Genomic DNA, 26,619 nt, shown 5'->3' with positions numbered 1-26,619 from the left:
GATGTTTGGTAAATTAAGTTGGGAAGCGGTCCCGTTCCACGAACCGATCGTGATGATAACCATCGCCATGATCGCGCTCGGTGGTCTGGCACTGTTCGCTGCAATCACCTACTTCAAGAAGTGGACCTACTTGTGGACCGAGTGGCTGACGTCGGTCGACCACAAGAAAATCGGCGTGATGTACATCATCGTCGCCATGGTCATGCTGCTGCGCGGTTTTGCCGACGCCATCATGATGCGTACCCAGCTGGCCATGGCCACCGAGGGTTCGCCTGGCTACCTGCCGCCTGAACACTATGACCAGATCTTCACCGCCCACGGTGTGATCATGATCATCTTCATGGCGATGCCATTCTTCACCGGCCTGATGAACCTTGCAGTGCCGCTGCAGATCGGCGCGCGTGACGTTGCCTTCCCGTTCCTGAACTCCCTGAGCTTCTGGCTGCTGGTGTCCGGCGTGGTGCTGATCAACCTGTCCCTGGGCGTCGGCGAATTCGCCAAGACCGGTTGGGTTGCCTATCCGCCGCTGTCGGGCCTGCAATACAGTCCGGGCGTGGGGATGGATTACTACATCTGGGCGCTACAGCTATCGGGTCTGGGGACAACGCTGACGGGGGTCAACTTCCTGGCCACCGTGCTGAAAATGCGTACCCCTGGCATGAAACTGATGGACATGCCGATCTTCACCTGGACCTGCACCTGGGCCAACGTCCTGATCGTGGCTTCGTTCCCGATCCTGACCGCTACCCTGGCACTGCTGACGCTTGACCGTTACATGGATTTCCACATTTTCACCAATGAACTTGGTGGCAATCCAATGATGTACGTCAACCTGTTCTGGGCGTGGGGTCACCCTGAGGTGTACATCCTGATCCTGCCGGCATTCGGCATTTTCTCGGAAGTCATCTCGGCCTTCACCGGCAAGAAACTGTTTGGCCACCACTCGATGATCTACGCTTCCGGCGCGATCTCGGTACTGGGCTTCATGGTTTGGCTGCACCACTTCTTCACCATGGGTTCGGGTGCCAACGTCAACGCCTTCTTCGGCCTGGCGACGATGCTGATTTCGATCCCGACGGGGGTGAAGCTATTCAACTGGCTGTTCACCATTTACCAGGGCCGTCTGCGTTTCACCAGCCAGGTTCTGTGGACCCTGGGCTTCATGGTGACCTTCGCCATCGGCGGCATGACCGGCGTATTGCTGGCCATCCCGGGTGCTGACTTCGTACTGCACAACAGCCTGTTCGTGATTGCGCACTTCCATAACGTGATCATCGGCGGCGCGGTATTCGGCTACATCGCCGGTTTCGCCTTCTACTTCCCGAAAGCGTTCGGCTTCAAGCTGCACGAAGGCTGGGGCAAGGCAGCGTTCTGGTTCTGGATCAGCGGCTTCTTCGTCGCGTTCATGCCGCTCTATGCACTGGGCTTCATGGGCATGACCCGTCGTCTGAACGCCACCACCAACCCTGAGTGGGTGCCGTACCTGTATGTCGCCATGTTCGGTGCGGTGATGATCGCTGTCGGCATCGCCTGCCAATTGATCCAGCTGTACGTCAGTGTGCGTGACCGCAACAAGCCAGAGAACATGTGCGAACACGGTGATCCGTGGAATGCCCACACGCTGGAATGGTCGACCTCGTCGCCACCACCGTTCTACAACTTTGCCGTGCTGCCGAAAGCCGACTGCATCGACCCGTTCACCGAAGCCAAGGAAAACGGTACTGCGTACCGCGCTCCGGCCAAGTACGAGCCGATCCACATGCCGAACAACACCGCCACTGGCGTGGTGATGGGCGCGCTGTTGACCGTGTTCGGTTTCGCGATGATCTGGCACATCTGGTGGCTGGCAATCGCGAGCCTGGCTGGCACTGTCATCTACTTCGTGATCCACGCTGCACGTGACGATCAAGGCTACATGGTGCCGGTCGATGTGATCGAACGCATCGAAGCCGAGCAGCACAAGCGTCTGGTCGCGGCAGGGAAAATCCCGGCCACCGCCACCCGTGTTGAAACCTCGTTGGAACAGGCTTAAACCATGTCGAACTTAGTGACCAATGCTGGACACACCCATGTCGATGGACATGGGCACGATGACCATCACCACGACTCGGGCGAGATGACCGTATACGGTTTCTGGCTCTACCTGATGACCGACTGCATTCTGTTTGCGTCGATCTTCGCGGTGTACGCGGTACTGGTTAACAACGTCGCCGGTGGCCCGTCGGGCCACGACATCTTCGAACTGCCTTACGTGCTGGGCGAAACCGCTCTGCTGTTGTTCAGTTCGATCACCTACGGCTTCGCCATGCTGGCGTTCTACCGGGGTAACAAGAAGCAGGTCCTGGGCTGGTTGGCCATGACCTTCCTGTTCGGTGCCGGCTTCATCGGCATGGAGATCAACGAGTTCCACGTGTTGATCGCAGAAGGCTACGGCCCTAGCCGCAGCGGCTTCCTGTCCGGGTTCTTCACCCTGGTCGGTACCCACGGTCTGCACGTGACCAGCGGTCTGATCTGGATGGCGATCATGATGTATCAGGTCAACAAGCATGGCCTGACGTCGACCAACAAGACCCGCCTGAGCTGCCTGAGCCTGTTCTGGCACTTCCTGGACGTCGTGTGGATCTGCGTATTCACCGTTGTTTACCTGATGGGGACTATGTAAATGGCTAACACACACGCCCATGACAGCCACGACGCCGGCCACGGCAGCGTCAAGTCCTACGCGATCGGCTTCATCCTGTCGGTGATCCTGACCGTCATCCCGTTTGCGCTGGTGATGTACCCGACGCTGCCGAAGTCGATCACCCTGATGATCGTCCTGGCATTCGCCGTGATCCAGGTGCTGGTGCACCTGGTGTACTTCCTGCACCTGGACCGTTCGGCCGCGCAGCGTAACAACGTGATTGCATTTGTTTTCGCCGCGATCGTGATTGTCCTGCTGGTGGGCCTGTCGCTGTGGATCATGTTCAGCATCCACACGTTCATGATGGCGAAGTGAGGTAAGTCCGGATGTCCTTTAAGCACTTTATCCAAATCACCAAACCGGGGATCATTTTCGGTAACGTGCTTTCAGTGGCAGGCGGATTTTTCCTGGCCTCTAAAGGGCATGTCGATCTGGCCATCTTCCTGGCGGCAATGATCGGCACCTCCCTGGTGGTGGCTTCCGGTTGCGTGTTCAACAACTGCATCGACCGCGACATCGACCTGAAGATGGAGCGCACCAAGAACCGCGTACTGGTCCAGGGCCTGATCTCCCTGAAACTGGCGCTGATCTTCGCGACCGTCCTCGGTGTGGCCGGCGTTGCATTGTTGTACAAGGTGGCGAACCCGTTGGCCGCGCTGTTCGCGGTGATCGGTTTCGTCATCTACGTCGGCTTCTACAGCCTGTACCTCAAGCGCAAGTCGGTTCACGGCACGCTGGTGGGCAGTCTGTCGGGTGCGATGCCGCCGGTGATTGGCTACGTAGCCGTGACCAACAACTTCGACATGGCCGCACTGACGTTGCTGGTGATGTTCAGCCTGTGGCAGATGCCGCATTCCTACGCCATCGCGATCTTCCGCTTCAACGATTACCGGGCCGCATCGATTCCGGTGTTGCCCGTGAAGCGCGGGATTCAAGTGGCCAAGCGGCACATCCTGCTCTACATCCTGGCGTTCCTCGTGGCGACCTTGATGCTGACCTTCAGCGGCTACGCCGGCATGAGCTACCTCGCCGTCGCCGCGGCCATGGGCATGTACTGGTTGTACATGGCCTGGACCGGCTACAAGGCAGTGGATGACACGGTCTGGGCACGCAAGCTGTTCGTGTTCTCGATCTTCACCATCACCGCGTTGAGCGTGATGATGTCGCTGGACTTCAAAGTGCCGAGTGAGTTGTTGCTGACTTACGCGCCTTAAGCGCCAGCTGCTGTAAAGAAAAGCCCCGTCTTCGAGAGAAGAGCGGGGCTTTTTGTTGGGTGCGATTCAGTCGTTTGGCACACCAAGTCTCGTAGGCGCGCAACTAATGCGAGGCCCAGTGCTCCTGCTTACCCATGTGGAAGAATCTTCCTACAAACCTTTCAGGTTGTCGGTCGGAAGTCGTCTTTCTAACCTCGGACTTTGCCAAATCAGCTGCAGCAGCTGCCTGGCGTTTTGTCGCTAGAGGTTCGAATATGGATTTGCCGGACGTAATCAATCCCCGTGTTAATACGAGCACGGCGTTAGGGCAGGCTTTGATTTCAATGTTCAAATCTGTCGAAGCTGAGTTGATGCTTGAGTCTGCAGACACTGGGGCGGTCAAAATTATTGTGTTCGGTGGGTGTGCGGTTCACCTCTATACAAATCACCGTGTTTCCACGGATGTCGATGCCGAAATTTACGAGGCTAATGTCCCAAAAGGTCTCCACCTTCAAACCATGCTCGCAGAGGTTCCGGAAGAGTTTGTCGATGAACGATCCGGTCGATTGATGGAACTGAACTACGACCTTCAATACAACACAAGCTTTGGGCCTGTTCACGAGGATTACTGGGAGCGAAGCCTTCCACTTGCCGAGTTTCCGAATGAGTCTCCTCTGCATGTTCACATTGCATCGCCTATCGACATTGCCATTTCTAAATTGGGCAGAGCTACGGATCAGGACATTGGCGATATCATGGCGCTGCTCAGAAGTGGTTTCATACTCACCACTGAGCTCCGCCGACTGGCGTTGCAGGCTATTGATGTATATGTTGGCAATAAAGAATCACCAACCTCTGTTCTCGAAAATATTCTGCAAAACTATCTGGAGAATACAGATGACGAAGCCCCTTAGCGGCCACGTCCTCTCATCCGCTTTGGACACTTTGGTCAAAAGTCCTTTGAATCAAGCAGATGACGTTGCGCTTGTGAGCGCTGCCAAAGCTGTTTGGTACTCAAGCTCGAACCTCTCAAGTGAAGTCACGGCTTTTTTGAGTCGGCATTCTGATGAGGTCGAGGTTCGTCGCGCAGGCTACCTGCTCGAACGCTTTACACGTTTTTCATGCGTGTCTGATAGCCGAGTGTTGGAAACCTTTAATGCCCTTGAGCTTTTTGCCTACTCGACTTTCAAGCAAGGCGTGAAGCCAGAACCAGCCGCGCCGCTTCGCCGTCGCCGTGATGAACTGGCAGCCTCCTGGGGGTTGAGTGAAGGCCTTGGCCTAAAGGCTCAAACCCTCATGCCTTTTCAGACTCGACATTACGAGGCGGAGCAACGCGCAACATTTTCTTGAGCCTGAGTTGCAAAACAAGAACCCGATGCAGCTCCGGTTGAAAGCCCCGCCTTCGAGAGAAGAGCGGGGCTTTTATTGGAACAGCAAAATGGCATCAGAAAAACTCAGCGATCGAGCAGCCGGAAAAACTGCTCACGCACCTGCAGGCTATCGCTATGCGCAACATTGAAACGCAGGAAGCTGCTGGCATCGGCGGCTTTGCTCAACAGGGTGCCGGGCGCCAGCACCAGGTCGTGTTCGAGGCCTTTGCCGGCCAGGGATTCGGCGTGCAGTCCTTCGGGCAACCGAGTCCAGATGAACAGCCCTTCACCCGCTATCGATGACACCGAACATCCCGCCTCTACCAGCCATCTCGTCACGCGACTGCTCGATTCATACAGGCGATCCACCGTGCGCCGGGTGTGTTTGGCGTAGCTGCCGTTACTGAGCATGGTGCAGGTGATCTGCTCCGCCAGTTCCGAGGTCACGCCGCCGCAGGCCATTTTCAAGGTGATTATGCGTGCGGCCAGTTGCGGCGATAGCGCGGTGTAGCTGACCCGGCTGTTGGCGGTCAGGGTCTTGGAGAAACCGGACACGTAACTGACATTGTCCAGACCGCTCGCGGCCAGGCGCGGGGTGCGTCTTTGCTGGATGTCGCCATACAAGTCATCTTCGAGGATGTGGACGCCGTAACGGTGACTCAGCTCCAGCAAGCGATAAACCTGGGCGGCGGAGAACGAGTGTCCGGTCGGGTTGTGCAGCGTGCTGTTGGTCATATACAGCACTGGGCGATGGGCGATCAGTAATTGCTCGAACGCTTCCAGGTCCAGCCCGTCGCAATCGCGGGCGATGGTGATGACCTTGGCGCCGTGCAGCGCCAGGTTGGTATGCATGTTGAAGTAGCAGGGATCGTCGAGCAGCACGGTGTCGCCGGGTTTTATCAACAGGCGCATCAGCAGGTCGATGGCCTGCACGGTATTGGCGGTGGTGATGATCTGCTCCACCGGCACCTCGATGCCGACGGTCGACAGCTTCACGCGCAACGCCTCGCGCAACGGGAGGTAACCACCGACCTCTCCGTACTCGCCCATGCGCAGCGCGGTCGCACGAAGGGTGCTGCGCACGGCTTTGAGCAATTCGTCGGCGGGCAGCCACGAGGCGGGCAGAAATCCGCAGCCGGGGCGCAGCGCGCCGTTGTTCAGCAGCAAGGCGCGGCGGACCCGGCTGAGTGTGTCTTGGGGATGCAGGTCCGGGCCAGTTGCATGCTGGGATTGAATGCTCGGGCGGTGAATGTAATGCCCCGAACCCTGGCGTGAAACCACCAGCCCCTTGGCCCGCAACCGGTCGAGAGCATCGACCACCGTGGACTTACCGACGTTCATCAACTCGGACAGCTCGCGAATCGGTGGCAACTTGGCCCCGTTCGGCAGGCCACCCTGGTTAATGGCCAAAGACAGCTGATCGACGATCTGCTGCACCAGCGGCACTCCCGGCTGGAACTCGATGGCGGCGATGACGGCGCGCTGCATTTTACTGGTCTCCCTGGCAGTAAAGTTTGTTGGATCTTATACGAAGTTGCCCTGATCAAGACACGCATCTCTCTCTACCATCATCTGCGCGTATGCATGATTGATTAAGAGGGGGTCGGTTAATGAGTAATCAAATGAGTCGCGACGAACGCTTCCTCGCGATGGCGAAAGAACTTGGCTTTGATATCTACGACGAGAATTCTGCCGGCGGGCATTACGCCCCGGTGGTCCGGCACGATGACGAACTGTACGTCAGCGGGCTGGTGCCGCGAATGAACGGCAAAATCCAGTACCCCGGCCGAGTGGGACTGGAACTCAACCTGGTCGATGCCCAAGAGGCTGCGGGTATCAGCGCGATACGCGGGCTTGCCCTGATCCGTGAGGCCATCGGCTCACTGGATAACCTCAAGGCATTGCTGCGCATCACGGTCTACGTGAAATCCACGTTCGATTTTGTGGACCTCAGTGAGGTTGCCAATGGAGCGTCTGACGTCTTCACGCATGTATTGGGTGAGGCCGGTAAACACACCCGAACGACCGTCGGTGTTTACCAGCTACCGAAAAATGCGCCGATTGAAGTGGACATGATCGCGGCCCTGCATCCGTCAGCGCGATAATTCTTTCGGGCAGACCTGCTTTTGTGGCGAGGGAGCTTGCTCCCGCTTGAGTGGGTAGCACTCACAAGAGTCGGCATTGTTGCCACATTTTTTGGGGCCGCTACGCAGCCCGGCGGGAGCAAGCTCCCTCGCCACAGGTTCCTTGCTGACTGGAAGCTTTCAGGTTGATCGGTTACTGCGCAGCGATGCTGTAACCGTCGAACGCGGTTTGTTGTTGAATAGCAGTGATGATGTTCTTGCGGTTGACCGCTTGTTCGGCCCCGGTATTGTCCAGGAACGTTTCGTTTTCAATGGCCGCGTCTTCACCTTCGCCGACGAAAGTGAAACCGAGGAACTCCAGCGCTTTGCGATCAACGTTCAGGCTCGCACGTGGCGTGCGCAGCGGCAGCGTAACGCTCACGCCATCCTTGCTGATGGTGAACACTTCGAGGTCTTTCTTGGCGCGAGCCACTTTGCTCTTGCCGGTGCTTGGGTTGCTGATGGCCTGGTGAGTCTGGTTCAGCACCTTCAACGCCAGACCATAGACAATTTCCTGAAACGCCGGGTCTTCCTTGAAGCTGGAAAGAATACGGCTGATCGGGAATTTGCTGCTCAGGTCTTCCAGCGCGGCAATGTCGGACGCTTCAGCGTCTTTCAGTTGTTTGAGTTCGCCCATCAGTTCATAGGCTTTATCGTCGTCGAAGCTGTCGTGCGCCTGGCGAATCGCGGCGCGCAGCTCGCGGATCTGGTCGCTTTCCCGGGTGGATTGAAAAGCGTCCAGGACCATCTCGCTGATGGTCTTGGCCTGTGGCACATGCTGTGAAAGATTGATGGAGTTTTCGTATTCCGCTTTGGACGACAAGGTGACTACGGATTCAGCGGTATTGGAATCGGACATTGAAATTTCACTACTTCTTTTAACTTGGGTTTAGGCGAGAAAGCACAGGGCCTTTTCAGGCCGCCTAATCTATTGGACCTGACCCGAGTTGTCACGGATGAACAGGCGGTTGGTCATCATTTTTGGCGCTGGGATGTCATTCGCTGAAGCTCCAGCGCATTGGCGGTCGCCGCACCACTGGCGGTGTTGTCGAAGATGCACCAGGTGGGAACGCCGTCGGCTTGGGGGTGTAGCGTTCGAGCCAGGTCTTCAAGCCATGGTTTCTCGTAGTTTGAATAGTAGATTCGCGGCGACCCGTGCAATCGGTAGTAGCGGATGCCCGGCCAGGCACCGGGTACATCGCCATTGGGCAGTGGCGAAGGATCGGCTGCCACTTGGCCTATTCGATGCTCCATCAGCAGCGCCTGCGCCTCGGCTGTTTGCCAGCTGACGTGCCTGGGTTCAAACACGGCGAAGCCTGTGTAGCGCGAACGAAAGGTGGCGAAAAAGGTTTCGGCCGTGTTGACGTCGAAGGGCAAGGAGGGCGGAAGCTGGATCAGCAGGCAGCCAAGCTTCTGGCCCAGGTGGATGCATTGCTCAATAAAGTCATCGATCAACTGTTCACCATTCACCAAGCGAGCCTCGTGGGTGATCTGCTTGGGGACTTTGACTGAAAACCTGAAATTCTCCGGCACGCTTTCAGCCCATCGCGCATAGGTTGCCGGGCGGTGTGGTCGATAAAACGAGCTGTTGATTTCCGCGCACATCAGCTGTGCCGCGTACCGTTGCAGGTGAGTGCCTTCGTCGGGAAAAGCACTCCATTGCTCACGGGGCAGGCTCCATCCGGCGCAGCCGATATACAAGGGCGTCGTGGCTGTCATCAACGTTTTCTCGCCTCAGCATCGGGTATCGGGTTCAAAGCTGTGACCGCTGAAACCGGGCTATTTCCCCAGCGAATTCAGGTTCATCGAGCGAACGGCCCATTTTTCGGCTGTTTGTTCATCCACTGGCAAGGAGAAACGGAAAGTCGCCCCCCGTCCCGGAACGTCGATCAACTGAATCTCGCGACCGTGCAGTTGCAGGATCCGATGCACGATGCGCAGCCCCAGCCCGCCATCGCGCCGGGCACCGCCAATGTTGAACGGACGCAGAAACAAACCTTCGCGCAATTTGGGCGCGATGCCGGGGCCGGTGTCGCTGACGGTGACTTCGATAAAGGGCCCTTGAGGTCGCAGGCTCAGTTCGATTTCTCCACCTTGCGGGGTATAGCGCAGGGCATTGTCGAACAGGTTGGTCAGCACACGTTCGATCAGCCCCAGGTCGGCGCAGGCGGCGGAGAAGTTGGGCGCGAAGTTGGCCTTGAGTTCAATCTGGCGCGCTTCGGCGGTGAGTTCGAACTTCTGGAAGATGTCCTGCACAAGATCGGTCAGGGAGAAACGCTCCAGCACCGGTTGCACGAAACCGTGTTCCAGCCGCACCAGTTCCAGCAGCGATTGCGCCAGGCCGCCAACCTTGCGGCTTTGATCCAGGGCGATGCCCAGATAGCGACGGCGGTCGGCGGGGGACAGCGTGGCGTCCTTGAGCGACAGGGTTTCCAGATAACCGTGCAGCGAGGCCAGCGGTGTGCGCAGGTCGTGGGAGATGTTCGCCACCAATTCACGGCGTTCCTGATCCTGGCGAGTCAGCGAGCGCCATTGTTCGCCGAGACGGGTTTGCATCTGGCGGAAAGCGGCGTCGAGTACGGCTATTTCATCGTGGCTCGATGCTTTTTCTACCGGGTCCGATGCGGGCGGTGTCGAGGGGACTCCGTCGATGTCGAACTGGCTGACTCGATCGGTCAATCGACGCAACGGTCGGGTGATCAGGGCAAATGCGGCAAGGCCGGCGATCAGGCACAACGACGCCACCAGACCGATAGACAGCAGCGCCGTATTGAGCGCGGCGCTGGTGGCACCGCGTTCGGCGAAGCGGTCGTGTTCTTCACTGAGCAACACCACATAGAGGTAACCTTCCGGCTTGCCGTTGACCTGCAACGGCGCTGCGCTGAACACCTTGCGTCCGTCGACGCTGCGCGGGTCGTCGCCGAGAATCGGCAGCGCCTCGCCCTTGAGCAAGCGCTGGATCGGTGCCAGATCGACCCGATCCCGACGCATCCGGCCTTCGGGGGCGGCGCTGCCGACAATGAGCCCCTCGTTATCAAGTAGATAGACCTCGACACTCGGATTGACCAGCATGAGTTTGCTGAACAATTCGCGCACGGCATTGGGCATCAGGCCATTGGTGTCCATCAGCACAGTGTCGCGGGCGATGTGCTGGGCGAGATCACGCGACAGCCCTTGAACCACCTCCAGTTCGTGCATTTTGTTGGAGCGCACTTGCATCCAGGCCGAGGTGCCGCAGCACACCAGCAACAGAATGGCGAACACCAGGGACAGGCGCTGTGTCAGGGTCAGCCTCATGGCTGCTCCTCCTTGGCCGCGAATTTATAGCCACGACCCCATACCGTGAGGATGCGCGCAGGTTGTGCCGGATCGGCTTCGATCTTGGCCCGCAGGCGATTGATGTGGGTGTTGACCGTGTGTTCGTAGCCTTCGTGGCTGTAGCCCCAGACTGCGTTGAGCAGGTCCATCCTCGAGAACACCTTGCCAGGCTGGCGGACGAAGAAATACAGCAGGTCGAACTCTCGCGGGGTCAGGTCCAGGCGACGACCGTCGAGGGACACGTCGCGGGTGATCGGGTCGATGGACAGGCCGTTGGTGATCAGGCTGCCGGCGTCCATTTTCAGGTTGCGGGCCATGGCGTCGACACGTCGCAGCAGGGCTTTGACCCGGGCGACCAGCTCAAGCATTGAAAAAGGCTTGGCCAGGTAATCGTCGGCCCCGAGTTCCAGCCCCAGGATCCGGTGCATTTCACTGGAGCGGGCGCTGGTGATGATGATCGGTGTGTAGCGGGCCATGGCCCGCGCCCGACGGCAGATTTCCAGGCCGTCGACGCCGGGCAACATCAGGTCGAGGATCAGTGCGTCCCAGCTTCCTTGCTGCAGCAGTCGCATACCCTCATCACCGTCGGCGCAGTGCACCACCTCGAACTGCTCATCGCGCAGATGCAGGCAGATAAGGTCGGCGATGTGCAGGTCGTCCTCGACCACCAGGACACGTTTGGTCTGTTCCATAAAGCTCAATCCTTTGTAGCGCAATGGGCACATTGTGCGGGTTTTCCCCGGGGCGAGTTATCACGAATTGTTTAACTGTCCGTGAGGATTTGGCGATCAACCCAAGCCTAGGCTGTGTTCCCTATCAGGCACCTGGAATTTTGGAGATGGCCATGTTTTCACGGCGACAATTTCTTGTAGCGAGCGGCGGGCTGGGCGCTGCAGCCCTGGTGATCGGTGTGTTGCCAAAATTTGCCGCCCATTCGGCGCTGGTCAGCGAGGCCAGTGCGTCGGAGGTGTTCGAGGTGACTCACAGTGACAGCGAATGGCGCGCGATGCTCAGTGCCGAGCAGTACGAAATCCTGCGCGAAGAAGGCACCGAACGGGCCTACAGCAGCCCGTTGAACAACGAGCATCGCGAGGGAATTTTCGCCTGTGCCGGGTGTGATTTGCCGCTGTTCTCATCCGACACGAAGTTTGACAGCCGCACCGGTTGGCCCAGCTTCTGGGCGCCACTGGACAAGGCGGTGGCGACCCGTCAGGACCGTTCCTTCGGCGTACTGCGCGAAGCAGTCCACTGCCGGCGTTGCGGGGGGCATCTGGGCCACGTCTTCGACGATGGGCCCAAGCCGACCGGCCTGCGTTACTGCATGAACGGTCTGGCGATGACCTTCGAGCCCGGGGCGGCGTGACCCATGGGCACTTCCTTTCACTCATTTATTGCAGGTCGATGCTATGTGGCTTCTGGTTCTCGCGTATCTCGGTGGTGTGCTGACGATTGTCAGCCCGTGCATTCTGCCGGTATTGCCCTTTGTCTTCGCTCGCACCGGGCAGCCGTTTATGAAAAGTGGCTTGCCACTGTTGGCGGGGATGGCGGTGACCTTCGCGCTCGTCGCCTCATTGGCGGCGGTGGGCGGCGGCTGGGTGGTGCAAGTCAATCAGTACGGTCGCTGGCTCGCGTTGCTGTTCGTGGCACTGTTCGGGCTGACGCTGCTGCTGCCTCGATTGGCCGAGCGCCTGACGCGCCCACTGGTGGCGGCCGGCAGCCGACTGTCGGAAGCCGCGGGCGCCGATGCTCGTCCGCGTCCCGGCGCTTCGTTCCTGATCGGCGTCGCCACGGGCCTGCTCTGGGCACCGTGTGCCGGGCCGATTCTCGGCCTGTTGCTGACCGGGGCGGCGCTGCAAGGGGCAAGCATCGCCACCACGTTGCTGTTGCTGGCTTACGCCGCGGGTGCCGCCACTTCCCTCGCCGTGGCGTTGTTGCTGGGCGGTAAAGTCTTCGCGGCGATGAAGCGCTCGATCGGCGCGGGTGAATGGGTCCGTCGAGGTTTGGGCGCGGCGATGTTGGCCGGTGTGGCGGCGATTGCCCTCGGGCTGGACACTGGCATCCTGGCGCGGGTTTCGACGGCTTCCACCGGCGGCCTCGAGCAGGCGTTGGTGGGCCGTTTGGCCGGCAAATCACCGAACAACAGCGGGGCGATGATGGCCGCTGGCGGGGCGATGAAAATGTCAGCAAAAGCGCCAGGCGCATTGCCGATTGAGGGCAACCTCCCGCCGCTGGATGGCGCCGTGCAATGGCTCAATTCGCCTCCACTGACCGCACAGGCATTGAAGGGCAAGGTCGTGCTGGTGGATTTCTGGACTTACTCCTGCATCAACTGCCTGCGCACCTTGCCGTATGTCAAAGCCTGGGCCGAGAAGTACCGCGATCAGGGGCTGGTGGTGATCGGTGTTCATGCGCCCGAATTCGCGTTCGAGCGGGATGTGGGCAATGTCACCAAAGCCATGAAAGACCTGGGCATCAACTACCCGGTGGCGATCGACAATGACTACAAGATCTGGCGTGCCTTCAACAACGAATACTGGCCGGCTCACTATTTTGCCGACGCGCAGGGGCGCATTCGTTATCACCACTTCGGTGAAGGCGAGTACGCCGAATCGGAACGCGTCATCCAGCAGTTGCTGCGTGAAGCGGGCGCCTCAAAAGTCGCCGATGGGCTGATCACAGCCGATGCCACCGGGGTTCAACTGGCCCCGGACATGAATGAAGTCCAGTCGCCGGAAACCTATGTCGGCTACCAGCGTGCGGAGCACTTCGTGCCGCAAACCGGTCTGGTGCCGGACAAGGTGTCGGCGTACAGCACGCCGACGCAATTGGCACTCAACGATTGGGGCCTGGACGGTCAATGGAACGTCGGTTCGGAGCGCGCGATTTCAAGCGCGCCGGCCAGCCGAATCGTCTACCGCTTCCACGCGCGCGATTTGCACCTGGTACTGGGCCCCGACGCAGACGGCAAACCGGTGCGCTTCAAAGTGCTGATCGACGGAAAAGCCCCCGGCGATGCCCACGGTACCGACGTCGCCCCCGATGGCAGCGGCAGCGTTACCGAGCAACGGTTGTATCAATTGGTGCGCCAGAACGGCGGCGTGACGGACCGCACTTTCAGCATCGAGTTTCTCGATCCGGGTGTGTCGGCGTATGCGTTTACGTTCGGTTGATCGCCCTATCATTTGTTCAGGAGTCAGACTCATGAAAATCCCGGTTACCTGGCGCCGTACCTTGTTGGGTTTGGCGGCTGCAGGCGTCATTGGCCAATGCTCGGCGTTTTCTTTCGGCGCTGCTGAAGAGGCCGTCATTATCCCGCCGCCTGCCCTGGATGAAACCACCCAGGCCCACAGCGAAACCGCAGTCTTCGCCGGCGGTTGCTTCTGGGGCGTCCAAGGGGTGTTCCAGCATGTCAAAGGCGTGAAAAAAGCCGTCTCCGGTTACGCTGGCGGTGAAGCCAGCACCGCCCGGTATGAGCGTGTCAGCGACGGCGATACCGGTCATGCGGAATCGGTCGAAGTCACTTTCGATCCGTCGCAGGTCAGCTACGGCACCTTGCTGCAAATCTATTTCTCAGTGGCGCACAACCCCACCGAGTTGAACCGCCAGGGCCCCGACAGCGGCACGCAGTATCGGTCGGCAATTTTCCCGGCGAACACGGAACAGCAGCGCGTCGCCCAGGCCTACATTGCCCAGCTCGACGCCGCCCATTCGTTCACCAAACCCATTGTCACCAAGCTGGAAACCTACAACGGTTTCTACCCGGCGGAAGAGGAACATCAGGACTTTCTGACCGAGCACCCGACGTATCCATACATCGTGATCAACGACCTGCCGAAAGTCGCGCAGCTGAAGCAGCTGTACCCGGATCGGTATCAGGAGAAACCGGTGCTGGTGAAGGCGGGGATGTGAAGGGCGTTTTAGCTATCGACTGCGCGGGCGCTCCATCGCGATGCTCGACGGTTCAAAACCCAGGCGCGAGAAGAACTCCGAAGCGCCGTCACGGCCTGCGCGCAGAACCCAGGTGATGTCGGTGTTCTCGCCCATGACATGCTCGACCAGCGCCCGGCCAACGCCTTCACGTCGATGCTGTCCGGACACGACAACCATAGACAGATAACCGTTGGATAGGCTGTCGGTGATGCCACGGGCAAACCCGACGATCTGGGTATCTTTCACGGCAAGCGCGGTACGTTGGGAGCTGGCGATCAACTGCGCAAAATGTTCAGTTGATCCCAGGCGGTGGGCCCATCCGTTCTGCTCAAGAAACAGCCGCACGGATTCCGCTTCCGAGGGCAGTACATCGCGGACATGCAGGACGGCGCTCACCCGGAAATCACATTCTTGCCCGCCACTTTCGACCGATACAGCGCCTGATCGGCCCTGGCCAGAAGGCCGGTCTGTTGCTCTTCTTCAAAGCGCTGGACCACCCCGAAACTCATGGTCACCTGGAACTCGCCCACAGGCGGCATGCTTGAGAGGCCATGGCGGATTTTTTCGGCGAAGGATCGGGCGTCGGCCAGCGAGGTATTGGGCAGGATGAGGATGAACTCGTCACCGCCCCAGCGTGCCAGTAGATCGCCGTAGCGCACGCAGCGTTTCACGGTCTCGACGACCTGCACCAATGCCGCGTCTCCCAGGGCATGGCCGTAGTGATCGTTGATGTTCTTGAAGTCATCAATGTCCATGGCGATCAATGACAGCGGCTGGCGAAAGCGCTGGGCACGCTCGCATTCCTGAGGCAGGGTTTTTTCCAGGCGATAGCGATTGGCGATCGATGTCAGCGCATCGGTTTCCGCCAGTTTGCGATTTTCTTCCAGTTGAATTTGCAGCTGCTGATTGACCCGCGACAACTCCCGGGTGCGTTCTTCGACGATGGCTTCAAGGGATTGATTGCGCCGTTCCATCTCCTCGAAGAGGCGTTTCTTGTCTTCGATGCTGCGGTGCGCACCGACCATCCGCGCGACCGATCCGTCGGCATTGCGTGCCAGCACGTAGCCGCGATCTTCGATCCAGATATAACTGCCGTCCTGCTTGCGGCAGCGATACTCGGCTTGATAGCCCGCCGCGTGTTGATTCAGGTACGCATCAAACAACGCCATCACCCGCGGGTAATCGTCGGGGTGCATCACGTTTTCCCAGGTAAACACGGTGTTGTCCAGGGAGTGCGGAGCATAGCCGAGCATCACGTACCACCCGGGATTGCGGTAGACGAACCCGGTGTTGGCATTCCAGTCCCAAATGCCGTCACTGACCAGTTCCAGAATGGTGTGCAGCATGTCCTCGTTCAAATCCGACACATTGAATTTCAACGGCTCGATATTTGATGCCTCACCCATCACCGCTCTCCTTGCACTGATATCAAAGTGACCCGTCAGCCGGGAGATTAGTGCATGGTGTATTGCCCCGGCTAGTGTTTGGCCCACATCTGCATGGCGAAGTCGACGAAGCGACGCAATTTCGGCAAGCGGTAGCGATCCTGGGCGTACACCAGGTGCATCGGCCGGCTGGGCAGTCGATAGTCTTGCATCAGCGCTACCAGGTTTCCGCTCAGCAGATCCTGCTCGACCAGCGCATCGGGCAACATCACGATGCCCATCCCGGTTCGAGCAGCCTGGTGCAGCCCGGCCGAGCTGTTGATCAGCATCGGTCCTCTGACGGCCACCATGACTTCGCCTTCCGGCCCGCTCAGCCGCCATTGCTTTTCCACGGATTGCCAGTCATCGCCGACCGGGTAGGCAAAGGACAAGCAGTCGTGCTGTTGCAAGTCTTCGGGTTTTTCCGGTGTGCCCCGGCGTGCCAGATAAGACTTCGAGGCGCACATGGTCAGCGTGTAGTCGATGAGCGGGCGGGCGATCAGGTTGGACGGTTCGATTGCACCCAGGCGAAACGCCACGTCGAGGCCGTTTTCGAGAAGGTCGGGCCGCCCGTTGGTGAGGACCACGTCCAGTTTGACTTGCGGGTAACGCAGGGTGAACTCGCTGAGTGCCGGCGCAAGCTTTTCAGTGCCGAAGGTCAGCGGGGCGGTGATGCGCAATGTCCCGCTCGGGGTGTCCTGACTTTGTTCGGCCAGCCGCTCGGAATCCTCCACCAATCCCAACACCTCCAGACAGCGCTGGTAATAGGCGGAGCCGAACTCCGTCAAACGCTGGCGCCGCGTCGTCCGGTTCAACAAACGCACACCCAGACGTTGCTCCAGCGCGCGGAGGTGATTGCCGACCATGGTGGTGGACATTTCGCACTGCTGTGCGGCGGCCGTCATGCTCCCGGCTTCGACCACTTTGACGTAAACCGTCATTGCCTGGAATAAATCCATTATCAAGCTCAGCTTTAAGATGATTGAAGTGTTGCAGCGTTTATCCAGCTCAGGTGGCTAACCATACTGCAAAAACACCGACAATTGATGGAGCTTGATGTCATGACCGCCGCTTGCCTGATGACCACTTACCAACCCCTGGCCCTGAGTTTCAGCAAAGGCCTGGGCACTCGACTTTGGGATCAGGCGGGACGTGAGTATCTGGATGCGGTGGCGGGTGTGGCGGTGACCAATGTCGGCCACTCTCATCCCAAAATCGTGTCGGCGATCAGCGAGCAGGCCGGGCTGCTGTTGCATACCTCCAACCTCTACAGCATCGACTGGCAGCAGCGGTTGGCGCAGAAACTGACGCAGTTGTCGGGCATGGAGCGGGCGTTCTTCAACAACTCCGGGGCCGAAGCCAATGAAACCGCGCTGAAACTCGCACGGCTTTATGGCTGGCATAAAGGTGTCGAGCAGCCGCTGGTGGTGGTGATGGAAAACGCCTTCCATGGCCGGACGCTGGGCACCTTATCCGCCAGCGACGGCCCGGCCGTGCGCCTGGGGTTCAACGAGTTGCCCGGCGACTTCGTCAAAGTGCCCTTCGGCGACCTCAACGCGCTGGAAAAAGTGCGGCAAGCCCATGGCCCGCGCATCGTGGCGATTCTGATGGAACCGATTCAAGGTGAAAGCGGCGTCCAGCTGGCGCCCCCCGGCTACCTGAAAGCCGTGCGCGAACTGTGCAACCGGCGCGGCTGGCTGATGATGCTCGACGAAATCCAGACCGGCATCGGTCGTACCGGCCAGTGGTTCGCCTTCCAACACGACGGCATCGTCCCGGACGTCATGACCCTGGCCAAGGGCCTCGGCAACGGTATCCCCATTGGCGCCTGCCTGGCCCGGGGCAAAGCCGCCGAGCTGTTCACCCCCGGCAGCCATGGCAGCACCTTCGGCGGTAATCCGCTGGCGTGTCGGGTCGGCTGCACGGTGTTGGACATCATCGAAGAACAAGGTCTGCTGGAAAACGCCAGGCTTCAGGGGGAACGCCTGCTGGCCAGACTGCGCGCCGAACTGGCCGACGACCCGAACGTCCTGGCGATTCGTGGCCAAGGCTTGATGATCGGCATCGAACTCAAGCAACCGATCCGCGACCTGACCCTGATCGCCGCACGCGACCACGGCTTGCTGATCAACGTGACACGGGGCAAGACCATCCGCCTGCTGCCACCGCTGACGATTGATGGGCGGGAAGTGGAGATGATTGTCAGAGGGGTTTGTCGGGCGATGAGAACATCCTGAGATCGTGTTCAGTAGTGATATCGACACATCACGACGCGAATCTCACCTTCATCGACCTCGTAGACCAAACGATGCTCAGCAGTAATTCGACGTGACCAAAAGCCGCTCAAATTGTGTTTGAGCGGCTCAGGCTTTCCGAGCCCGTCGAATGGTTCACGCTGGATAGCTGTGATGAGCAGGTTGATTCGTTTGAGTCCGGCCTTGTCATTTTGTTGGAACCATAAATAGTCGTCCCAACCTTCGGGAGTGAACTCAATATTCATTCTTCGATGAGTTGCCTGGATTGGGTCTTCCCTGCACGCAAGTTGCTGATCGATTTGATCAGGCGCTCAGCATTGGCGGGGGAGCGCAGCAGATAGGCGGTCTCTTCGAGAGCGTTGTACTCCGCCAGAGACATCATCACTACGGGTTCACCTTTCTGGCGAGTAACCAGCAACGGCGCACGGTCTTCATTGACCCTATCCATGGTTTCGGCCAGATGGGCCCGTGCGGTGGTGTAGTTGATAGTTTGCATGTTGTAGTCCTCGCTCGATGCAAAGAACGTACAGAAATGAGTACAGGTTGACAAGGCGATACCTCCGAGTGGTCGTTACGCAGACGATGTGTCTACGCTTGCACTGAGTATCGCCGAAGCTTCTTCAAGACGTTTCCGAGACCGATGTAATCCTAATCCGATTTGCCCGCGATCCGATCTACGGACAAACACACCCGCTCCCCCAAACTCTCCACCAACCGAACCAGATACCCATCCGGGTCCTGAACCAGAAATTCACGTTGCCCGACCTCCACCGCATCAGCGCGATACCAGACATCGGCGCAGGGACGAAACAGCGGCCATTCAACTTCGGCCAATCGTTGGAGTATCGGCTCGACGAGATCAACAGTGATCTGAAAGTTGATGCCCCGGCCAAACGGCGCTTCTAATGCTCCGGTCATCCACTGGCCTTCGTCTGGAGCGTATTGCTCCAGCATGATTTGCACGCCGTTGTTATGGAGGTAGGCGAAACCCGCTTCAGGGCGCTCGTAGGCAATCTTGAAACCGATTAGCGAGGTCCAGAAATGCAGGCTTTTCTTGATGTCGGTGACCATCAGTTCGGGGACTAACTTGCTCCGTGCAAACATACCAATCCTTTTTCAAACGCTGTGTGACGAGTCGGAAAGAGTGTTCACGAAGGCCGCGATTTCACCTCGATCCCTGAGTCTGATTTTTGAACCGCTGAACCCTTCGAACAGCTGCCGGTGTGCGGAAAACCCGCTGGAGTCTTTGCGAACACGATAACTGCCGGCCCATTCCAGCAACGCGATCAGCAGTTCGTCGTTGTCCTGCCGGTTTTCTCGCTGACGAATATTGGCGGCGCAGCTTTCGTCGTCAACACACAGCCAGACCAGCGCTGTTGCACGGTTGATCAGTTCGCTGACGATCCAGCCGTAAACACCCTCAATCACCCAGCGCTCTTCATCGGCCAGCACGCGCGCCATGCCCAATGCTTCGGAGCGAGGGCGGGCGATGCTGCTTTCATCCGACAGCCAGTGGACGCGGTCAAGATCAGTCCACGGCGCATGCAGGTGTTCGGCCAGTCGTTTAGCCAGCCAGCTTTTGCCCGCGCCAGAGTTGCCGATGATCAGGGTTCGGGTGAGGTTCATGGTGGCTTACACGTTCAGTCGTCTGTGTCGGGCGCAATCATCCGCGTCTTCGGTGCACCGTTTGAATTGTGCTGAAAGATTTCCTGCGGCTGTCCCTTTTCATTGAAGAACACTTGGCCGATCCCTGCCGAATTCCATAGCCGTTCACCCGCTTCGGCATGTTCAGGGATGTGCGGGATGATGCGCATGCGACGGCGTTTGGTCAGCCAATTGAGCGGCGAGCGCGGCGAGTAGAGCCAGCGGTTGAGGCGGTCGAACCATTCGAGCAGCGTGGGCGGGAATTCGTTTTTGATGCCGCTGCTGGTGATCTGCCAGATCCTTGGACCGGCCTGGCGGTGTCGGATCAGGACTTCGTAGACGAAGGAATAATGCACATCGCCCGACAGCACCACGTAGTTACCCGGTGTGCGCGAGTGTCGGAAAATGTTCAGGATCACCTGAGCCGCGCCGCGATGGGCCATCCAGTTTTCCGCGTCGACCAGCAGCGGATAACCGCACCAGCTGAAGACGCGTTGCACGGTTTCGATCAGTTTGACGCCGAAGATCGGCGCTGGCGAAACAATGATCGCCGACGGGTGATCGAGCAGTTCCTGTTGCAGTTCGCTGAGCGCTTCCCAGTCCAGCAGACCCGAGGGTTGCTTGAGATTCATCTCGCTGCGCCAGCGTCGGGTGCGGGTGTCGATGACAACCAGCGCCGGAGTGGTCGGCAGCACGTAATGCCAGTGTTGAAAGCCGAGCAGATCATCGATCAGAGCGTCCTGGACGTCGCTGTCGAGATAATCGTCGTGCCCCGTGGCACTCAATAATCGGGCTTTTTCCAGCACGTCGCCGAACGCATCCGGGTTGTTGCCCCAGCCCTGGCACAGCATGTAGGCGAGCAGCGCGTTGCCGATGATGCGCTTGGAGAACGGATGGCCGTAGGCCGTTTCCTCCCATTGCGCGGACAGATTCCAGTCATCGGTAATGTCATGGTCGTCGAAAATCATCAGGCACGGCAGATGCGCCATGGCCCGCGCGACATCCCCCAGGCCCCCCTTGAAGTCATCGATACGCGTCTGTTCAAGGGCATAACGCTTGCGTCTTTCGGGCGTCAGCGCTGGCGGTTGTGGCGCGATCAGCGTCCAGGGAGTCGGCGACCAGACCAGCAGGTACATGGCCATGACTTCAGCGAATGTCACCAGGTGATTGTCGGCGCTGCTGCTGGTGAAAATCGGCTTGCGCGCTCCGCCGAAAAATCGCTCGCGCAAGGTTTTGTTGCTCTCAAGCGCCGGCAACAAATCCGCACGATGGTAATAACTGGCAGGGTGTTCGTAGAGTTTGGCGCTGTCGCTGACCACCGCACCTTCGAGGTGTTCTTCGAACAGCCCCAGTTGAGTGATCAGCGCATGGATCGCCCGCAACATCGGACCGGCGACATCGTCGGCGTACACCTGATCGCCGCTCATCATCAGCAGGGTCGGGCGCTCCGTCGCGGCATGTTCTGTCGCCAGAAAACGATCGACGCACAGCAAACCGTCGGCTGCCGGGTGGTGAGGTTTACGGCAGGAACCGTGCATCAACTGATCAATGCGCGAACGCAAAACAAAATTCGGGCAACGGGCTTCGCCGTACAGCAGATGAGGCGCCCAGTCGGCAATACCGGTCGCCGCGTCATCTATCAGCAAGTCATAGTCGATCAGGGTGTCGCAGGGCAGGGCGGTCGCCAGTGGTACATCGATCAGGTGAACGAAGGCATGCTTGCCCACCGGAATGACCGTGCATTGCCCGGCATCGAGGCGAATGTCGCCGACACCTTGCAGGCGCAAGGTCAGCGACAATGCCCGGGTTCCTACCAGCCAGAGCACCAGGCGCGTGGGCTCCAGACGCCGCAACAGCGGGCCGGCGAGGACCGGTGGCAGAGAGCGATGGCTGTCGGGGAATGGCGAAGACATGGACATGCAGGTTCAAGACTCTTGGTGCACAGAGCGCGCGATGATAGCGCAGCCAGCGCCTGGGATTATCTGATGGCTACTGGCTTGCTGCTGAAATTGTAAAGCTGAGCCGGGCAGTGTTCATTTGCCATCAATGATCACTGCGCATATCACAAACGTCAGGAATGCCGTCACCAGGCTGCAAGCTCCGGCTATCAAATGGCGCCCGACCGGATACTCATCCTGCTTGAACCTGGCGACTGTGAAGAGCCATGTTCCGAAGAAGACGCCAAAGGTCGCCATGATCGTATAGAGAAAGTAAGCAGGTCGTGTTTTTGTCTCATCGGGGCTCATGAACATCAGCACGATCGTCGCGACAATCAAACTGGCCAGAGCACCTGCCAGGTTGGCGAACCACAGATACAAGCTGCCACGGTTCCTCACTATCCAGAACCAGATCCCCGCTGACGCAGCCAAGAACACCAATATTGCGACGAGAACCATTCATTCTTCCTTGGTAACAATGGCGTCCATTGTTCTTTGAGGTGGGGCGATGGCGTGCACGATAGCAAATCAGTGGCGTGGTGTTGAAGTGAGACGGGCGATTCATCAAGGCAGCGAAAGGCTGTCCCCCCTCATGACACTGGTTTCCCCATTGGCCACCAGCCAGCGAAACAGCTCGCTCAGCGACACCGTATGACTGCGCTCGATCCAGCGCACCACCGCCGGACCGTAGTGTTCGGTGTAGCGGCTGAGCACCAGTTGGCGGCAGTCCGGTGACAGGCGTAGGGTGATTTCCCGGCAGTGCACATTAACCGCGTCGTGCCGGGTCACTCGCTGTTGCAGCGTCAAATGATTGCTTTCAGAAACCATCGGTCGGTACTCCTTCGCATTGAGGTTGGGTTGTTTGCGCTGAGCCTTGTTTGCCATCCTCCACATAAGCGGCTCGATGCTCGGCGACCACGTTGCGCAAGGCGCTGTAGTAATCCGGCAATTTTTGCAGGCTGTCGGTCAGCGGTAATGCTTCGGCTCGACCATCGACGATGCCGCCGACCGTGTTGATCGTGGACAGCGTGTCCACGGTATCGCTGTTGCTGCCGAACGGATCGACCACAAAACTCAGCACTCGCCCGGCCGCATCGCGGCTGTTCGAGGTGCCGAACAAGGGCAGCTCGACGATCGGACCATTGCCGATGCCCCACACGCCGAAGGTCTGGCCGAAATCTGCTTTGTGACGCGGGATGCCGGCCATGCCGGACACATCGATCAAGCCCACCACGCCCACGGTGGTATTGAGCGCGAAACGTCCCAACGTATTGACCGAGCGCATCGGGTTGCCTTGCAGCAGGTCGTTGATAAAGACCTTGGGCTCGCCAAAGTTCGCGACAAAGTTGTGCACACCGGTCTGGAAAAAGTCCGGCAAGTACCGATAACCACGGGCGACCGGCGCCAGGGCATAGTCATCGGCCACCCGATTGAAGGCAAAGACACCGCGGTTGAACGGTTCCGCCGGGTCGTACACCGAATAGCTGATTTCGGCACACGTCACGGTGGCGGACGCCGGCGGTTGGCTGCTGCAACCCGCCAGCCCGGCGGCCAGCACGGCCATCGACGTGTTGCGGACCAGCCAGGGAGCACATTTGAAAGGCAACATGGACGCAAGTCTCGGGAGGAATTCGCCGAGATGCTGAGCCCCAGGCCTTGCACAAAGATGTCTGGTTTATTGCGGTGCTGACGCTTTATTGCAGGATTGAAATATATGACGCGCTGCCGTGAATGGTTTTAGATGGTGGCTCCATTCGCCCCTTAAGTGACCTTCGGTGAACAGCCTTTTAATTGTGGACGACGACCTTGAAGTCCTCGATCTGCTGAAAAAATTCTTCGTGCAGCACGGCTACAGCGTCGAGGTCGCCACCGACGGCGCGTCGCTGTGGGCGGCCATCGAGCGCCAGCCGCCGGACCTGATCATTCTTGACGTGATGTTGCCGGGGGACAGCGGATTGATCCTGTGTCAGCAACTGCGGATTCGCTACGCCATGCCGGTGATCATGCTGACCGCCATGGGCGAACTCAGCGACCGGGTCGTCGGCCTCGAACTCGGCGCCGATGATTACCTGACCAAACCTTTCGACGCCCGCGAGCTGCTGGCCCGGGTGCGCGCCGTGCTGCGGCGCGTGGACGAACGCCGACCGGTCGTGACGGAGCGCCCACGGCCGCTGATCGACTTCGCCGACTGGCACCTCGACGTCACCCGCCGTGAACTGCGCTCGCCGGACAACGTGATGATCCCGCTGTCGGCCGGTGAGTTCGACTTGCTGCTGGTCTTCGTCGAACACCCTCAACGCATCCTCACCCGCGAGCAGTTGCTGGACCTGGCGCGGGGGCATTGCCATGACGCGTTTGATCGCAGCATCGATGTGCAAGTCAGCCGCCTGCGACGCAAGCTCGAATCCGACACCAAACGCCCGGCGATGATTCGTACGGTGCGCAATGGCGGTTATCTGTTCACCCCCAGCGTGACCCGGCGATGAGCTGGTTGAAGCGGATTCGCCGGGACACGGTGGCGCGCTGGATCGCCTTGACCATCATTCTGGCGATGCTGATTTCATTGGCGCTCAACGGGCTGTTTATCCAACTGGCGGGTGTGTGGGCGCGCCCACCGCTGACCGAAACCGGGTTGCCGGACAAAATGGCCGCCATCACCCGCATCATCCAGGCCGCCCCGGCGCCGCTGCGCAGCCAACTGGCGCACGCCGTCAGCGATGAGGGCTTCATCGTCAGTTGGCACCTTGATCGACGTGAGCTCAATCTGCCGACGGTGGAAGACCTGGATTCCGAAATCGGCTCGACCATCCTGCATCCGTTGCTTAAGTTTTCCGCACGAATCCAGACCTACGAGCCGGCCGACTGGACGGAGCCCTCGGCGGACGCCCGTTATGCGCTGCTGATCCAGCTGCCGGACGCGACCTGGGTCATGTTCTCCGCCCCTTCGCGCAGCTGGGGCCTGGACGAAGCGCCGCGCTACCTGATCGTCATCCTGCTGGTGCTGATCTCCACCGCCCTGGTCGCGCTGATCGCCACCCGCCGCCTCGCCACACCTTTGCAACACTTCGCCGAAGGCGCCCGACGTTTCGGCGTGGATTTCCGCGCCCCGCCGATCGAACCGCTAGGCCCTCAGGAAATCCGCCAGGCGATCCTCGCGTTCAACGCCATGCAGGCCCAACTGCAACACTTCATTCGCGACCGCACCCAAATGCTCGCCGCCATCTCCCACGACCTGCGCGCGCCCCTGACGCGGATGCGTTTGCGCGGGGAATTCATCGAAGACAGCGAGCAACAGCAGCGACTGTTTCGTGATGTGGATGAAATGCAGGCGATGATCAACTCGGCGCTGGAATTCTTCCGGGATGATGCGCGGCTTGAACCGGCGACCCAGTTCGATCTGGCCGAGTTGCTGCAAACGTTGCTGGATGATTACCGGGATCAGGGGGTTGAGATCGCCTACGTCGGGCCGACGCGGTGGGTGTATTTCGGGCGGCCGCTGGGGCTTAAGCGGGTGATGACCAATCTGCTGGATAACGCGATCAAGTACGGCAGTGAACCGGCAATTGAGTTGATAGCTGATGCTGGGGAAGTGCGGATCAAAGTACTGGATCGCGGGCCGGGTATTCCGCAGGCCAGCCTTGAACAAGTGTTTGTGCCGTTCTTTCGCATGGAAGGATCACGCAACAAAAGCACCGGCGGTGTGGGCTTGGGATTATCGGCGGCGCGGGCGATAGTGTTGGAGCATGGCGGGGAATTGAAACTGCGAAATCGGTCGAAAGGCGGGTTGGAGGCGTTGGTGGTATTGCCCGTGTAACCGAGTACCGGGTTCTGACTACAGTGAATTATCCAAGTGCGCGAAAAGGCGCTGATCGAAGGAGAGAACTGATGAACAAAATCATCCTGCCAACGCTGGCCCTATTGATGCTGGTGCAATTCCCCGCCCACGCGATCAATGACAAATACCGCAAACAACTCGAGCAATCCGGTTGCACCCAAGTGAGCGAACTTCAGGGCTGCGATATCCACAAGAGCAAAGCGGAAAACGCCAAGGCCGGGTTTACCAACCCAGCGGCGGACAGCGCAAGCACCCAGACACCTTATGCCGGGCAATGGGTCGCGAAGAGCGATGCCGGCGCGACCGTTGCCACGATTCGTATCAATGCCAAGGAACAGGTCTGGGTGGACGGCAAGCGGGTCAACGCGAAGCGCACCGATGGCGCGCTGCAATTCAAGCAGGGAAAGATCATCTTCACGATTCAAGGTGATCGACGGCTGACGGGGGAGGATTACTGGATGGACAGTGATGCCGGGACTAGGGGGCCGATTGAGATCGAGTAGCCCCTGACGCGATAACGCCGCACCCAGTCGATCAAAATACTGTGGCGAGGGAGCTTGCTCCCGCTGGACTGAGCAGCAGTCCTCTTCTTTTCATGGATAAGGGGGCCACTTCGCGGCCCAGCGGGAGCAAGCTCCCTCGCCACAGGTGTTAGTGCCAGCCAGCAGGCCGGGGCAATCTTACGGGATCGTGTGAACCTAAGCCTCCCACCCCGCGCCACTGACCGCCGCCTGCGCCAACGGGTGCAAATCCGCCCCGTGATGTTCTGTCTGCCAGGCCAGCAATAACGCCGCACCCAGTCGATCAGAATACTGTGGCGAGGGCGCTTGCTCCCGCTGGACTGCGCAGCAGTCTCCTTCTTTTGATGGATAAGGGAGCCACTTCGCGGCCCAGCGGGAGCAAGCTC

30 protein-coding genes and 1 pseudogene are annotated in these 26,619 nt (G+C 59.2%); 14 read left to right on the top strand and 17 right to left on the bottom strand.

Translation table 11 applies throughout. The features are described 5' to 3' along the window. Position 1: 1 nt before the first annotated feature. The 6 genes from cyoB to FHL16_RS22975 all read left to right on the top strand — a co-directional run bounded on the left by cyoB (position 2) and on the right by FHL16_RS22975 (position 5,226). Positions 2–2,032, top strand: coding sequence for a cytochrome o ubiquinol oxidase subunit I (gene cyoB / locus FHL16_RS23000; RefSeq protein ID WP_010458058.1), 2,031 nt, complete (start codon positions 2–4; stop codon positions 2,030–2,032). 3 nt (positions 2,033–2,035) lie between these two features. After that, positions 2,036–2,662: a cytochrome o ubiquinol oxidase subunit III gene (locus tag FHL16_RS22995; RefSeq protein WP_010458056.1), complete on the top strand. Its 627-nt coding sequence runs from the start codon at positions 2,036–2,038 to the stop codon at positions 2,660–2,662. Beyond that, a complete protein-coding gene (gene cyoD, locus FHL16_RS22990; RefSeq protein ID WP_077749376.1) occupies positions 2,663–2,998 on the top strand; it encodes a cytochrome o ubiquinol oxidase subunit IV in 336 nt (111 codons plus the stop codon). Positions 2,999–3,009: 11 nt separating this feature from the next. Beyond that, the gene (cyoE, locus tag FHL16_RS22985) at positions 3,010–3,897 is read left to right on the top strand and encodes a heme o synthase (protein WP_077749375.1); all 888 of its coding nucleotides are present in this window, start codon (positions 3,010–3,012) and stop codon (positions 3,895–3,897) included. 254 nt (positions 3,898–4,151) lie between these two features. Further along, entirely contained in the window at positions 4,152–4,790 is a 639-nt protein-coding gene (locus tag FHL16_RS22980) for a DUF6036 family nucleotidyltransferase (protein ID WP_177346249.1), read from the top strand. Continuing rightward, positions 4,774–5,226: a hypothetical protein gene (locus FHL16_RS22975; RefSeq protein ID WP_077749374.1), complete on the top strand. Its 453-nt coding sequence runs from the start codon at positions 4,774–4,776 to the stop codon at positions 5,224–5,226. Before FHL16_RS22980 ends, FHL16_RS22975 begins: the two co-directional genes overlap by 17 nt. A 104-nt stretch (positions 5,227–5,330) precedes the next feature. Here the strand turns inward: FHL16_RS22975 and FHL16_RS22970 are convergent, their stop codons facing one another. Continuing rightward, positions 5,331–6,734, bottom strand: a complete 1,404-nt coding sequence (locus tag FHL16_RS22970) for an aminotransferase-like domain-containing protein (protein ID WP_077749373.1) — start codon at positions 6,732–6,734, stop codon at positions 5,331–5,333. Positions 6,735–6,856: 122 nt separating this feature from the next. Between FHL16_RS22970 and FHL16_RS22965 the strand changes: the two genes are divergently transcribed. Further along, positions 6,857–7,351: a RidA family protein gene (locus FHL16_RS22965; protein ID WP_077749372.1), complete on the top strand. Its 495-nt coding sequence runs from the start codon at positions 6,857–6,859 to the stop codon at positions 7,349–7,351. A gap of 172 nt (positions 7,352–7,523) precedes the next feature. Here the strand turns inward: FHL16_RS22965 and FHL16_RS22960 are convergent, their stop codons facing one another. The 4 genes from FHL16_RS22960 to FHL16_RS22945 form a co-directional block, all read right to left on the bottom strand. Beyond that, the gene (locus tag FHL16_RS22960) at positions 7,524–8,228 is read right to left on the bottom strand and encodes a hypothetical protein (RefSeq protein ID WP_010458047.1); all 705 of its coding nucleotides are present in this window, start codon (positions 8,226–8,228) and stop codon (positions 7,524–7,526) included. Between the two features lie 116 nt (positions 8,229–8,344). Continuing rightward, positions 8,345–9,088, bottom strand: coding sequence for a DUF72 domain-containing protein (locus FHL16_RS22955; protein WP_077749370.1), 744 nt, complete (start codon positions 9,086–9,088; stop codon positions 8,345–8,347). 60 nt (positions 9,089–9,148) lie between these two features. Further along, a complete protein-coding gene (locus FHL16_RS22950; protein WP_077749369.1) occupies positions 9,149–10,666 on the bottom strand; it encodes a sensor histidine kinase in 1,518 nt (505 codons plus the stop codon). Continuing rightward, entirely contained in the window at positions 10,663–11,379 is a 717-nt protein-coding gene (locus tag FHL16_RS22945; RefSeq protein ID WP_010458041.1) for a response regulator transcription factor, read from the bottom strand. Before FHL16_RS22945 ends, FHL16_RS22950 begins: the two co-directional genes overlap by 4 nt. A gap of 152 nt (positions 11,380–11,531) precedes the next feature. Between FHL16_RS22945 and msrB the strand changes: the two genes are divergently transcribed. Genes msrB through msrA form a run of 3 tightly spaced genes read left to right on the top strand, consistent with a single transcriptional unit; the run spans position 11,532 to position 14,596 of the window. After that, a complete protein-coding gene (msrB, locus tag FHL16_RS22940) occupies positions 11,532–12,050 on the top strand; it encodes a peptide-methionine (R)-S-oxide reductase MsrB (RefSeq protein WP_077749381.1) in 519 nt (172 codons plus the stop codon). A 43-nt stretch (positions 12,051–12,093) separates the two neighbouring features. After that, the gene (locus FHL16_RS22935; RefSeq protein WP_077749368.1) at positions 12,094–13,857 is read left to right on the top strand and encodes a cytochrome c biogenesis protein DipZ; all 1,764 of its coding nucleotides are present in this window, start codon (positions 12,094–12,096) and stop codon (positions 13,855–13,857) included. 31 nt (positions 13,858–13,888) lie between these two features. Next, positions 13,889–14,596, top strand: a complete 708-nt coding sequence (gene msrA, locus FHL16_RS22930) for a peptide-methionine (S)-S-oxide reductase MsrA (protein ID WP_077749367.1) — start codon at positions 13,889–13,891, stop codon at positions 14,594–14,596. Between the two features lie 12 nt (positions 14,597–14,608). Here msrA and FHL16_RS22925 read toward each other — a convergent pair whose 3' ends face one another. The 3 genes from FHL16_RS22925 to FHL16_RS22915 all read right to left on the bottom strand — a co-directional run bounded on the left by FHL16_RS22925 (position 14,609) and on the right by FHL16_RS22915 (position 17,000). After that, positions 14,609–15,013 carry a GNAT family N-acetyltransferase gene (locus FHL16_RS22925; RefSeq protein ID WP_077749366.1) on the bottom strand — a complete coding sequence of 135 codons (405 nt, stop codon included), beginning with the start codon at positions 15,011–15,013 and terminating at the stop codon, positions 14,609–14,611. Continuing rightward, entirely contained in the window at positions 15,010–16,023 is a 1,014-nt protein-coding gene (locus FHL16_RS22920; protein WP_077749365.1) for a sensor domain-containing diguanylate cyclase, read from the bottom strand. The genes FHL16_RS22925 and FHL16_RS22920 overlap by 4 nt, the downstream gene beginning before the upstream one ends. A 71-nt stretch (positions 16,024–16,094) precedes the next feature. Beyond that, on the bottom strand, positions 16,095–17,000 hold the full coding sequence (locus FHL16_RS22915) for a LysR family transcriptional regulator (RefSeq protein ID WP_077749364.1): 906 nt from the start codon (positions 16,998–17,000) through the stop codon (positions 16,095–16,097). 102 nt (positions 17,001–17,102) lie between these two features. On the opposite strand from FHL16_RS22915, the gene FHL16_RS22910 reads away from it, so the two are divergent. Continuing rightward, positions 17,103–18,278 (top strand): aspartate aminotransferase family protein, encoded by a 1,176-nt coding sequence (locus tag FHL16_RS22910; protein WP_077749363.1) that lies wholly within the window; start codon positions 17,103–17,105, stop codon positions 18,276–18,278. Positions 18,279–18,286: 8 nt separating this feature from the next. Here the strand turns inward: FHL16_RS22910 and FHL16_RS22905 are convergent, their stop codons facing one another. The 8 genes from FHL16_RS22905 to FHL16_RS22870 all read right to left on the bottom strand — a co-directional run bounded on the left by FHL16_RS22905 (position 18,287) and on the right by FHL16_RS22870 (position 23,486). Next, a complete protein-coding gene (locus FHL16_RS22905) occupies positions 18,287–18,541 on the bottom strand; it encodes a Txe/YoeB family addiction module toxin (RefSeq protein ID WP_077749362.1) in 255 nt (84 codons plus the stop codon). Continuing rightward, on the bottom strand, positions 18,538–18,792 hold the full coding sequence (locus tag FHL16_RS22900; protein ID WP_010458023.1) for a type II toxin-antitoxin system prevent-host-death family antitoxin: 255 nt from the start codon (positions 18,790–18,792) through the stop codon (positions 18,538–18,540). Before FHL16_RS22900 ends, FHL16_RS22905 begins: the two co-directional genes overlap by 4 nt. A gap of 152 nt (positions 18,793–18,944) precedes the next feature. Next, on the bottom strand, positions 18,945–19,400 hold the full coding sequence (locus FHL16_RS22895) for a bleomycin resistance protein (RefSeq protein ID WP_077749361.1): 456 nt from the start codon (positions 19,398–19,400) through the stop codon (positions 18,945–18,947). 12 nt (positions 19,401–19,412) lie between these two features. Further along, positions 19,413–19,922, bottom strand: coding sequence for an adenylate kinase (locus FHL16_RS22890; RefSeq protein ID WP_077749360.1), 510 nt, complete (start codon positions 19,920–19,922; stop codon positions 19,413–19,415). Positions 19,923–19,936: 14 nt separating this feature from the next. Then, a complete protein-coding gene (locus tag FHL16_RS22885; protein WP_077749359.1) occupies positions 19,937–21,859 on the bottom strand; it encodes an alkaline phosphatase D family protein in 1,923 nt (640 codons plus the stop codon). Between the two features lie 114 nt (positions 21,860–21,973). Beyond that, on the bottom strand, positions 21,974–22,336 hold the full coding sequence (locus tag FHL16_RS22880; protein ID WP_010458015.1) for a hypothetical protein: 363 nt from the start codon (positions 22,334–22,336) through the stop codon (positions 21,974–21,976). Between the two features lie 105 nt (positions 22,337–22,441). Further along, positions 22,442–22,705, bottom strand: a complete 264-nt coding sequence (locus FHL16_RS22875) for a hypothetical protein (protein WP_077749358.1) — start codon at positions 22,703–22,705, stop codon at positions 22,442–22,444. After that, complete coding sequence (locus tag FHL16_RS22870; protein WP_010458011.1) at positions 22,695–23,486, bottom strand: MlaA family lipoprotein; 792 nt, start codon at positions 23,484–23,486, stop codon at positions 22,695–22,697. The genes FHL16_RS22875 and FHL16_RS22870 overlap by 11 nt, the downstream gene beginning before the upstream one ends. 166 nt (positions 23,487–23,652) lie before the next feature. Here FHL16_RS22870 and FHL16_RS22865 point away from each other — a divergent pair, with 166 nt between their 5' ends. The 3 genes from FHL16_RS22865 to FHL16_RS22855 all read left to right on the top strand — a co-directional run bounded on the left by FHL16_RS22865 (position 23,653) and on the right by FHL16_RS22855 (position 26,215). Then, positions 23,653–24,363, top strand: a complete 711-nt coding sequence (locus FHL16_RS22865; protein WP_077749357.1) for a response regulator — start codon at positions 23,653–23,655, stop codon at positions 24,361–24,363. Next, positions 24,360–25,691, top strand: coding sequence for an ATP-binding protein (locus tag FHL16_RS22860; protein WP_077749356.1), 1,332 nt, complete (start codon positions 24,360–24,362; stop codon positions 25,689–25,691). The genes FHL16_RS22865 and FHL16_RS22860 overlap by 4 nt, the downstream gene beginning before the upstream one ends. A gap of 71 nt (positions 25,692–25,762) precedes the next feature. After that, complete coding sequence (locus FHL16_RS22855) at positions 25,763–26,215, top strand: hypothetical protein (RefSeq protein ID WP_077749355.1); 453 nt, start codon at positions 25,763–25,765, stop codon at positions 26,213–26,215. Between the two features lie 195 nt (positions 26,216–26,410). On the opposite strand, the pseudogene FHL16_RS22845 reads toward FHL16_RS22855, so the two are convergent. Next, positions 26,411–26,497: pseudogene (locus FHL16_RS22845) on the bottom strand (formate dehydrogenase subunit delta); the annotation flags it as partial. Positions 26,498–26,619: the final 122 nt, after the last annotated feature.

Source organism: Pseudomonas sp. FSL W5-0299, assembly GCF_005930655.1.
Classification (GTDB): Bacteria; Pseudomonadota; Gammaproteobacteria; order Pseudomonadales; family Pseudomonadaceae; genus Aquipseudomonas; species Aquipseudomonas mandelii.
Note: the sequence above shows the minus strand (reverse complement) of the source record. Positions and strands in the feature narration are given on the sequence as shown.

What these genes read in the sequence shown, in the direction of transcription:
- cyoB (WP_010458058.1), top strand. Translation starts at nt 2, where the DNA reads ATGTTTGGTAAATTAAGTTGGGAAGCGGTCCCGTTCCACGAACCGATC.
- FHL16_RS22995 (WP_010458056.1), top strand. Translation starts at nt 2,036, where the DNA reads ATGTCGAACTTAGTGACCAATGCTGGACACACCCATGTCGATGGACAT.
- cyoD (WP_077749376.1), top strand. Translation starts at nt 2,663, where the DNA reads ATGGCTAACACACACGCCCATGACAGCCACGACGCCGGCCACGGCAGC.
- cyoE (WP_077749375.1), top strand. Translation starts at nt 3,010, where the DNA reads ATGTCCTTTAAGCACTTTATCCAAATCACCAAACCGGGGATCATTTTC.
- FHL16_RS22980 (WP_177346249.1), top strand. Translation starts at nt 4,152, where the DNA reads ATGGATTTGCCGGACGTAATCAATCCCCGTGTTAATACGAGCACGGCG.
- FHL16_RS22975 (WP_077749374.1), top strand. Translation starts at nt 4,774, where the DNA reads ATGACGAAGCCCCTTAGCGGCCACGTCCTCTCATCCGCTTTGGACACT.
- FHL16_RS22970 (WP_077749373.1), bottom strand. Translation starts at nt 6,734, where the DNA reads ATGCAGCGCGCCGTCATCGCCGCCATCGAGTTCCAGCCGGGAGTGCCG.
- FHL16_RS22965 (WP_077749372.1), top strand. Translation starts at nt 6,857, where the DNA reads ATGAGTAATCAAATGAGTCGCGACGAACGCTTCCTCGCGATGGCGAAA.
- FHL16_RS22960 (WP_010458047.1), bottom strand. Translation starts at nt 8,228, where the DNA reads ATGTCCGATTCCAATACCGCTGAATCCGTAGTCACCTTGTCGTCCAAA.
- FHL16_RS22955 (WP_077749370.1), bottom strand. Translation starts at nt 9,088, where the DNA reads ATGACAGCCACGACGCCCTTGTATATCGGCTGCGCCGGATGGAGCCTG.
- FHL16_RS22950 (WP_077749369.1), bottom strand. Translation starts at nt 10,666, where the DNA reads ATGAGGCTGACCCTGACACAGCGCCTGTCCCTGGTGTTCGCCATTCTG.
- FHL16_RS22945 (WP_010458041.1), bottom strand. Translation starts at nt 11,379, where the DNA reads ATGGAACAGACCAAACGTGTCCTGGTGGTCGAGGACGACCTGCACATC.
- msrB (WP_077749381.1), top strand. Translation starts at nt 11,532, where the DNA reads ATGTTTTCACGGCGACAATTTCTTGTAGCGAGCGGCGGGCTGGGCGCT.
- FHL16_RS22935 (WP_077749368.1), top strand. Translation starts at nt 12,094, where the DNA reads ATGTGGCTTCTGGTTCTCGCGTATCTCGGTGGTGTGCTGACGATTGTC.
- msrA (WP_077749367.1), top strand. Translation starts at nt 13,889, where the DNA reads ATGAAAATCCCGGTTACCTGGCGCCGTACCTTGTTGGGTTTGGCGGCT.
- FHL16_RS22920 (WP_077749365.1), bottom strand. Translation starts at nt 16,023, where the DNA reads ATGGGTGAGGCATCAAATATCGAGCCGTTGAAATTCAATGTGTCGGAT.
- FHL16_RS22915 (WP_077749364.1), bottom strand. Translation starts at nt 17,000, where the DNA reads ATGGATTTATTCCAGGCAATGACGGTTTACGTCAAAGTGGTCGAAGCC.
- FHL16_RS22910 (WP_077749363.1), top strand. Translation starts at nt 17,103, where the DNA reads ATGACCGCCGCTTGCCTGATGACCACTTACCAACCCCTGGCCCTGAGT.
- FHL16_RS22905 (WP_077749362.1), bottom strand. Translation starts at nt 18,541, where the DNA reads ATGAATATTGAGTTCACTCCCGAAGGTTGGGACGACTATTTATGGTTC.
- FHL16_RS22900 (WP_010458023.1), bottom strand. Translation starts at nt 18,792, where the DNA reads ATGCAAACTATCAACTACACCACCGCACGGGCCCATCTGGCCGAAACC.
- FHL16_RS22895 (WP_077749361.1), bottom strand. Translation starts at nt 19,400, where the DNA reads ATGTTTGCACGGAGCAAGTTAGTCCCCGAACTGATGGTCACCGACATC.
- FHL16_RS22890 (WP_077749360.1), bottom strand. Translation starts at nt 19,922, where the DNA reads ATGAACCTCACCCGAACCCTGATCATCGGCAACTCTGGCGCGGGCAAA.
- FHL16_RS22885 (WP_077749359.1), bottom strand. Translation starts at nt 21,859, where the DNA reads ATGTCCATGTCTTCGCCATTCCCCGACAGCCATCGCTCTCTGCCACCG.
- FHL16_RS22880 (WP_010458015.1), bottom strand. Translation starts at nt 22,336, where the DNA reads ATGGTTCTCGTCGCAATATTGGTGTTCTTGGCTGCGTCAGCGGGGATC.
- FHL16_RS22875 (WP_077749358.1), bottom strand. Translation starts at nt 22,705, where the DNA reads ATGGTTTCTGAAAGCAATCATTTGACGCTGCAACAGCGAGTGACCCGG.
- FHL16_RS22870 (WP_010458011.1), bottom strand. Translation starts at nt 23,486, where the DNA reads ATGTTGCCTTTCAAATGTGCTCCCTGGCTGGTCCGCAACACGTCGATG.
- FHL16_RS22860 (WP_077749356.1), top strand. Translation starts at nt 24,360, where the DNA reads ATGAGCTGGTTGAAGCGGATTCGCCGGGACACGGTGGCGCGCTGGATC.
- FHL16_RS22855 (WP_077749355.1), top strand. Translation starts at nt 25,763, where the DNA reads ATGAACAAAATCATCCTGCCAACGCTGGCCCTATTGATGCTGGTGCAA.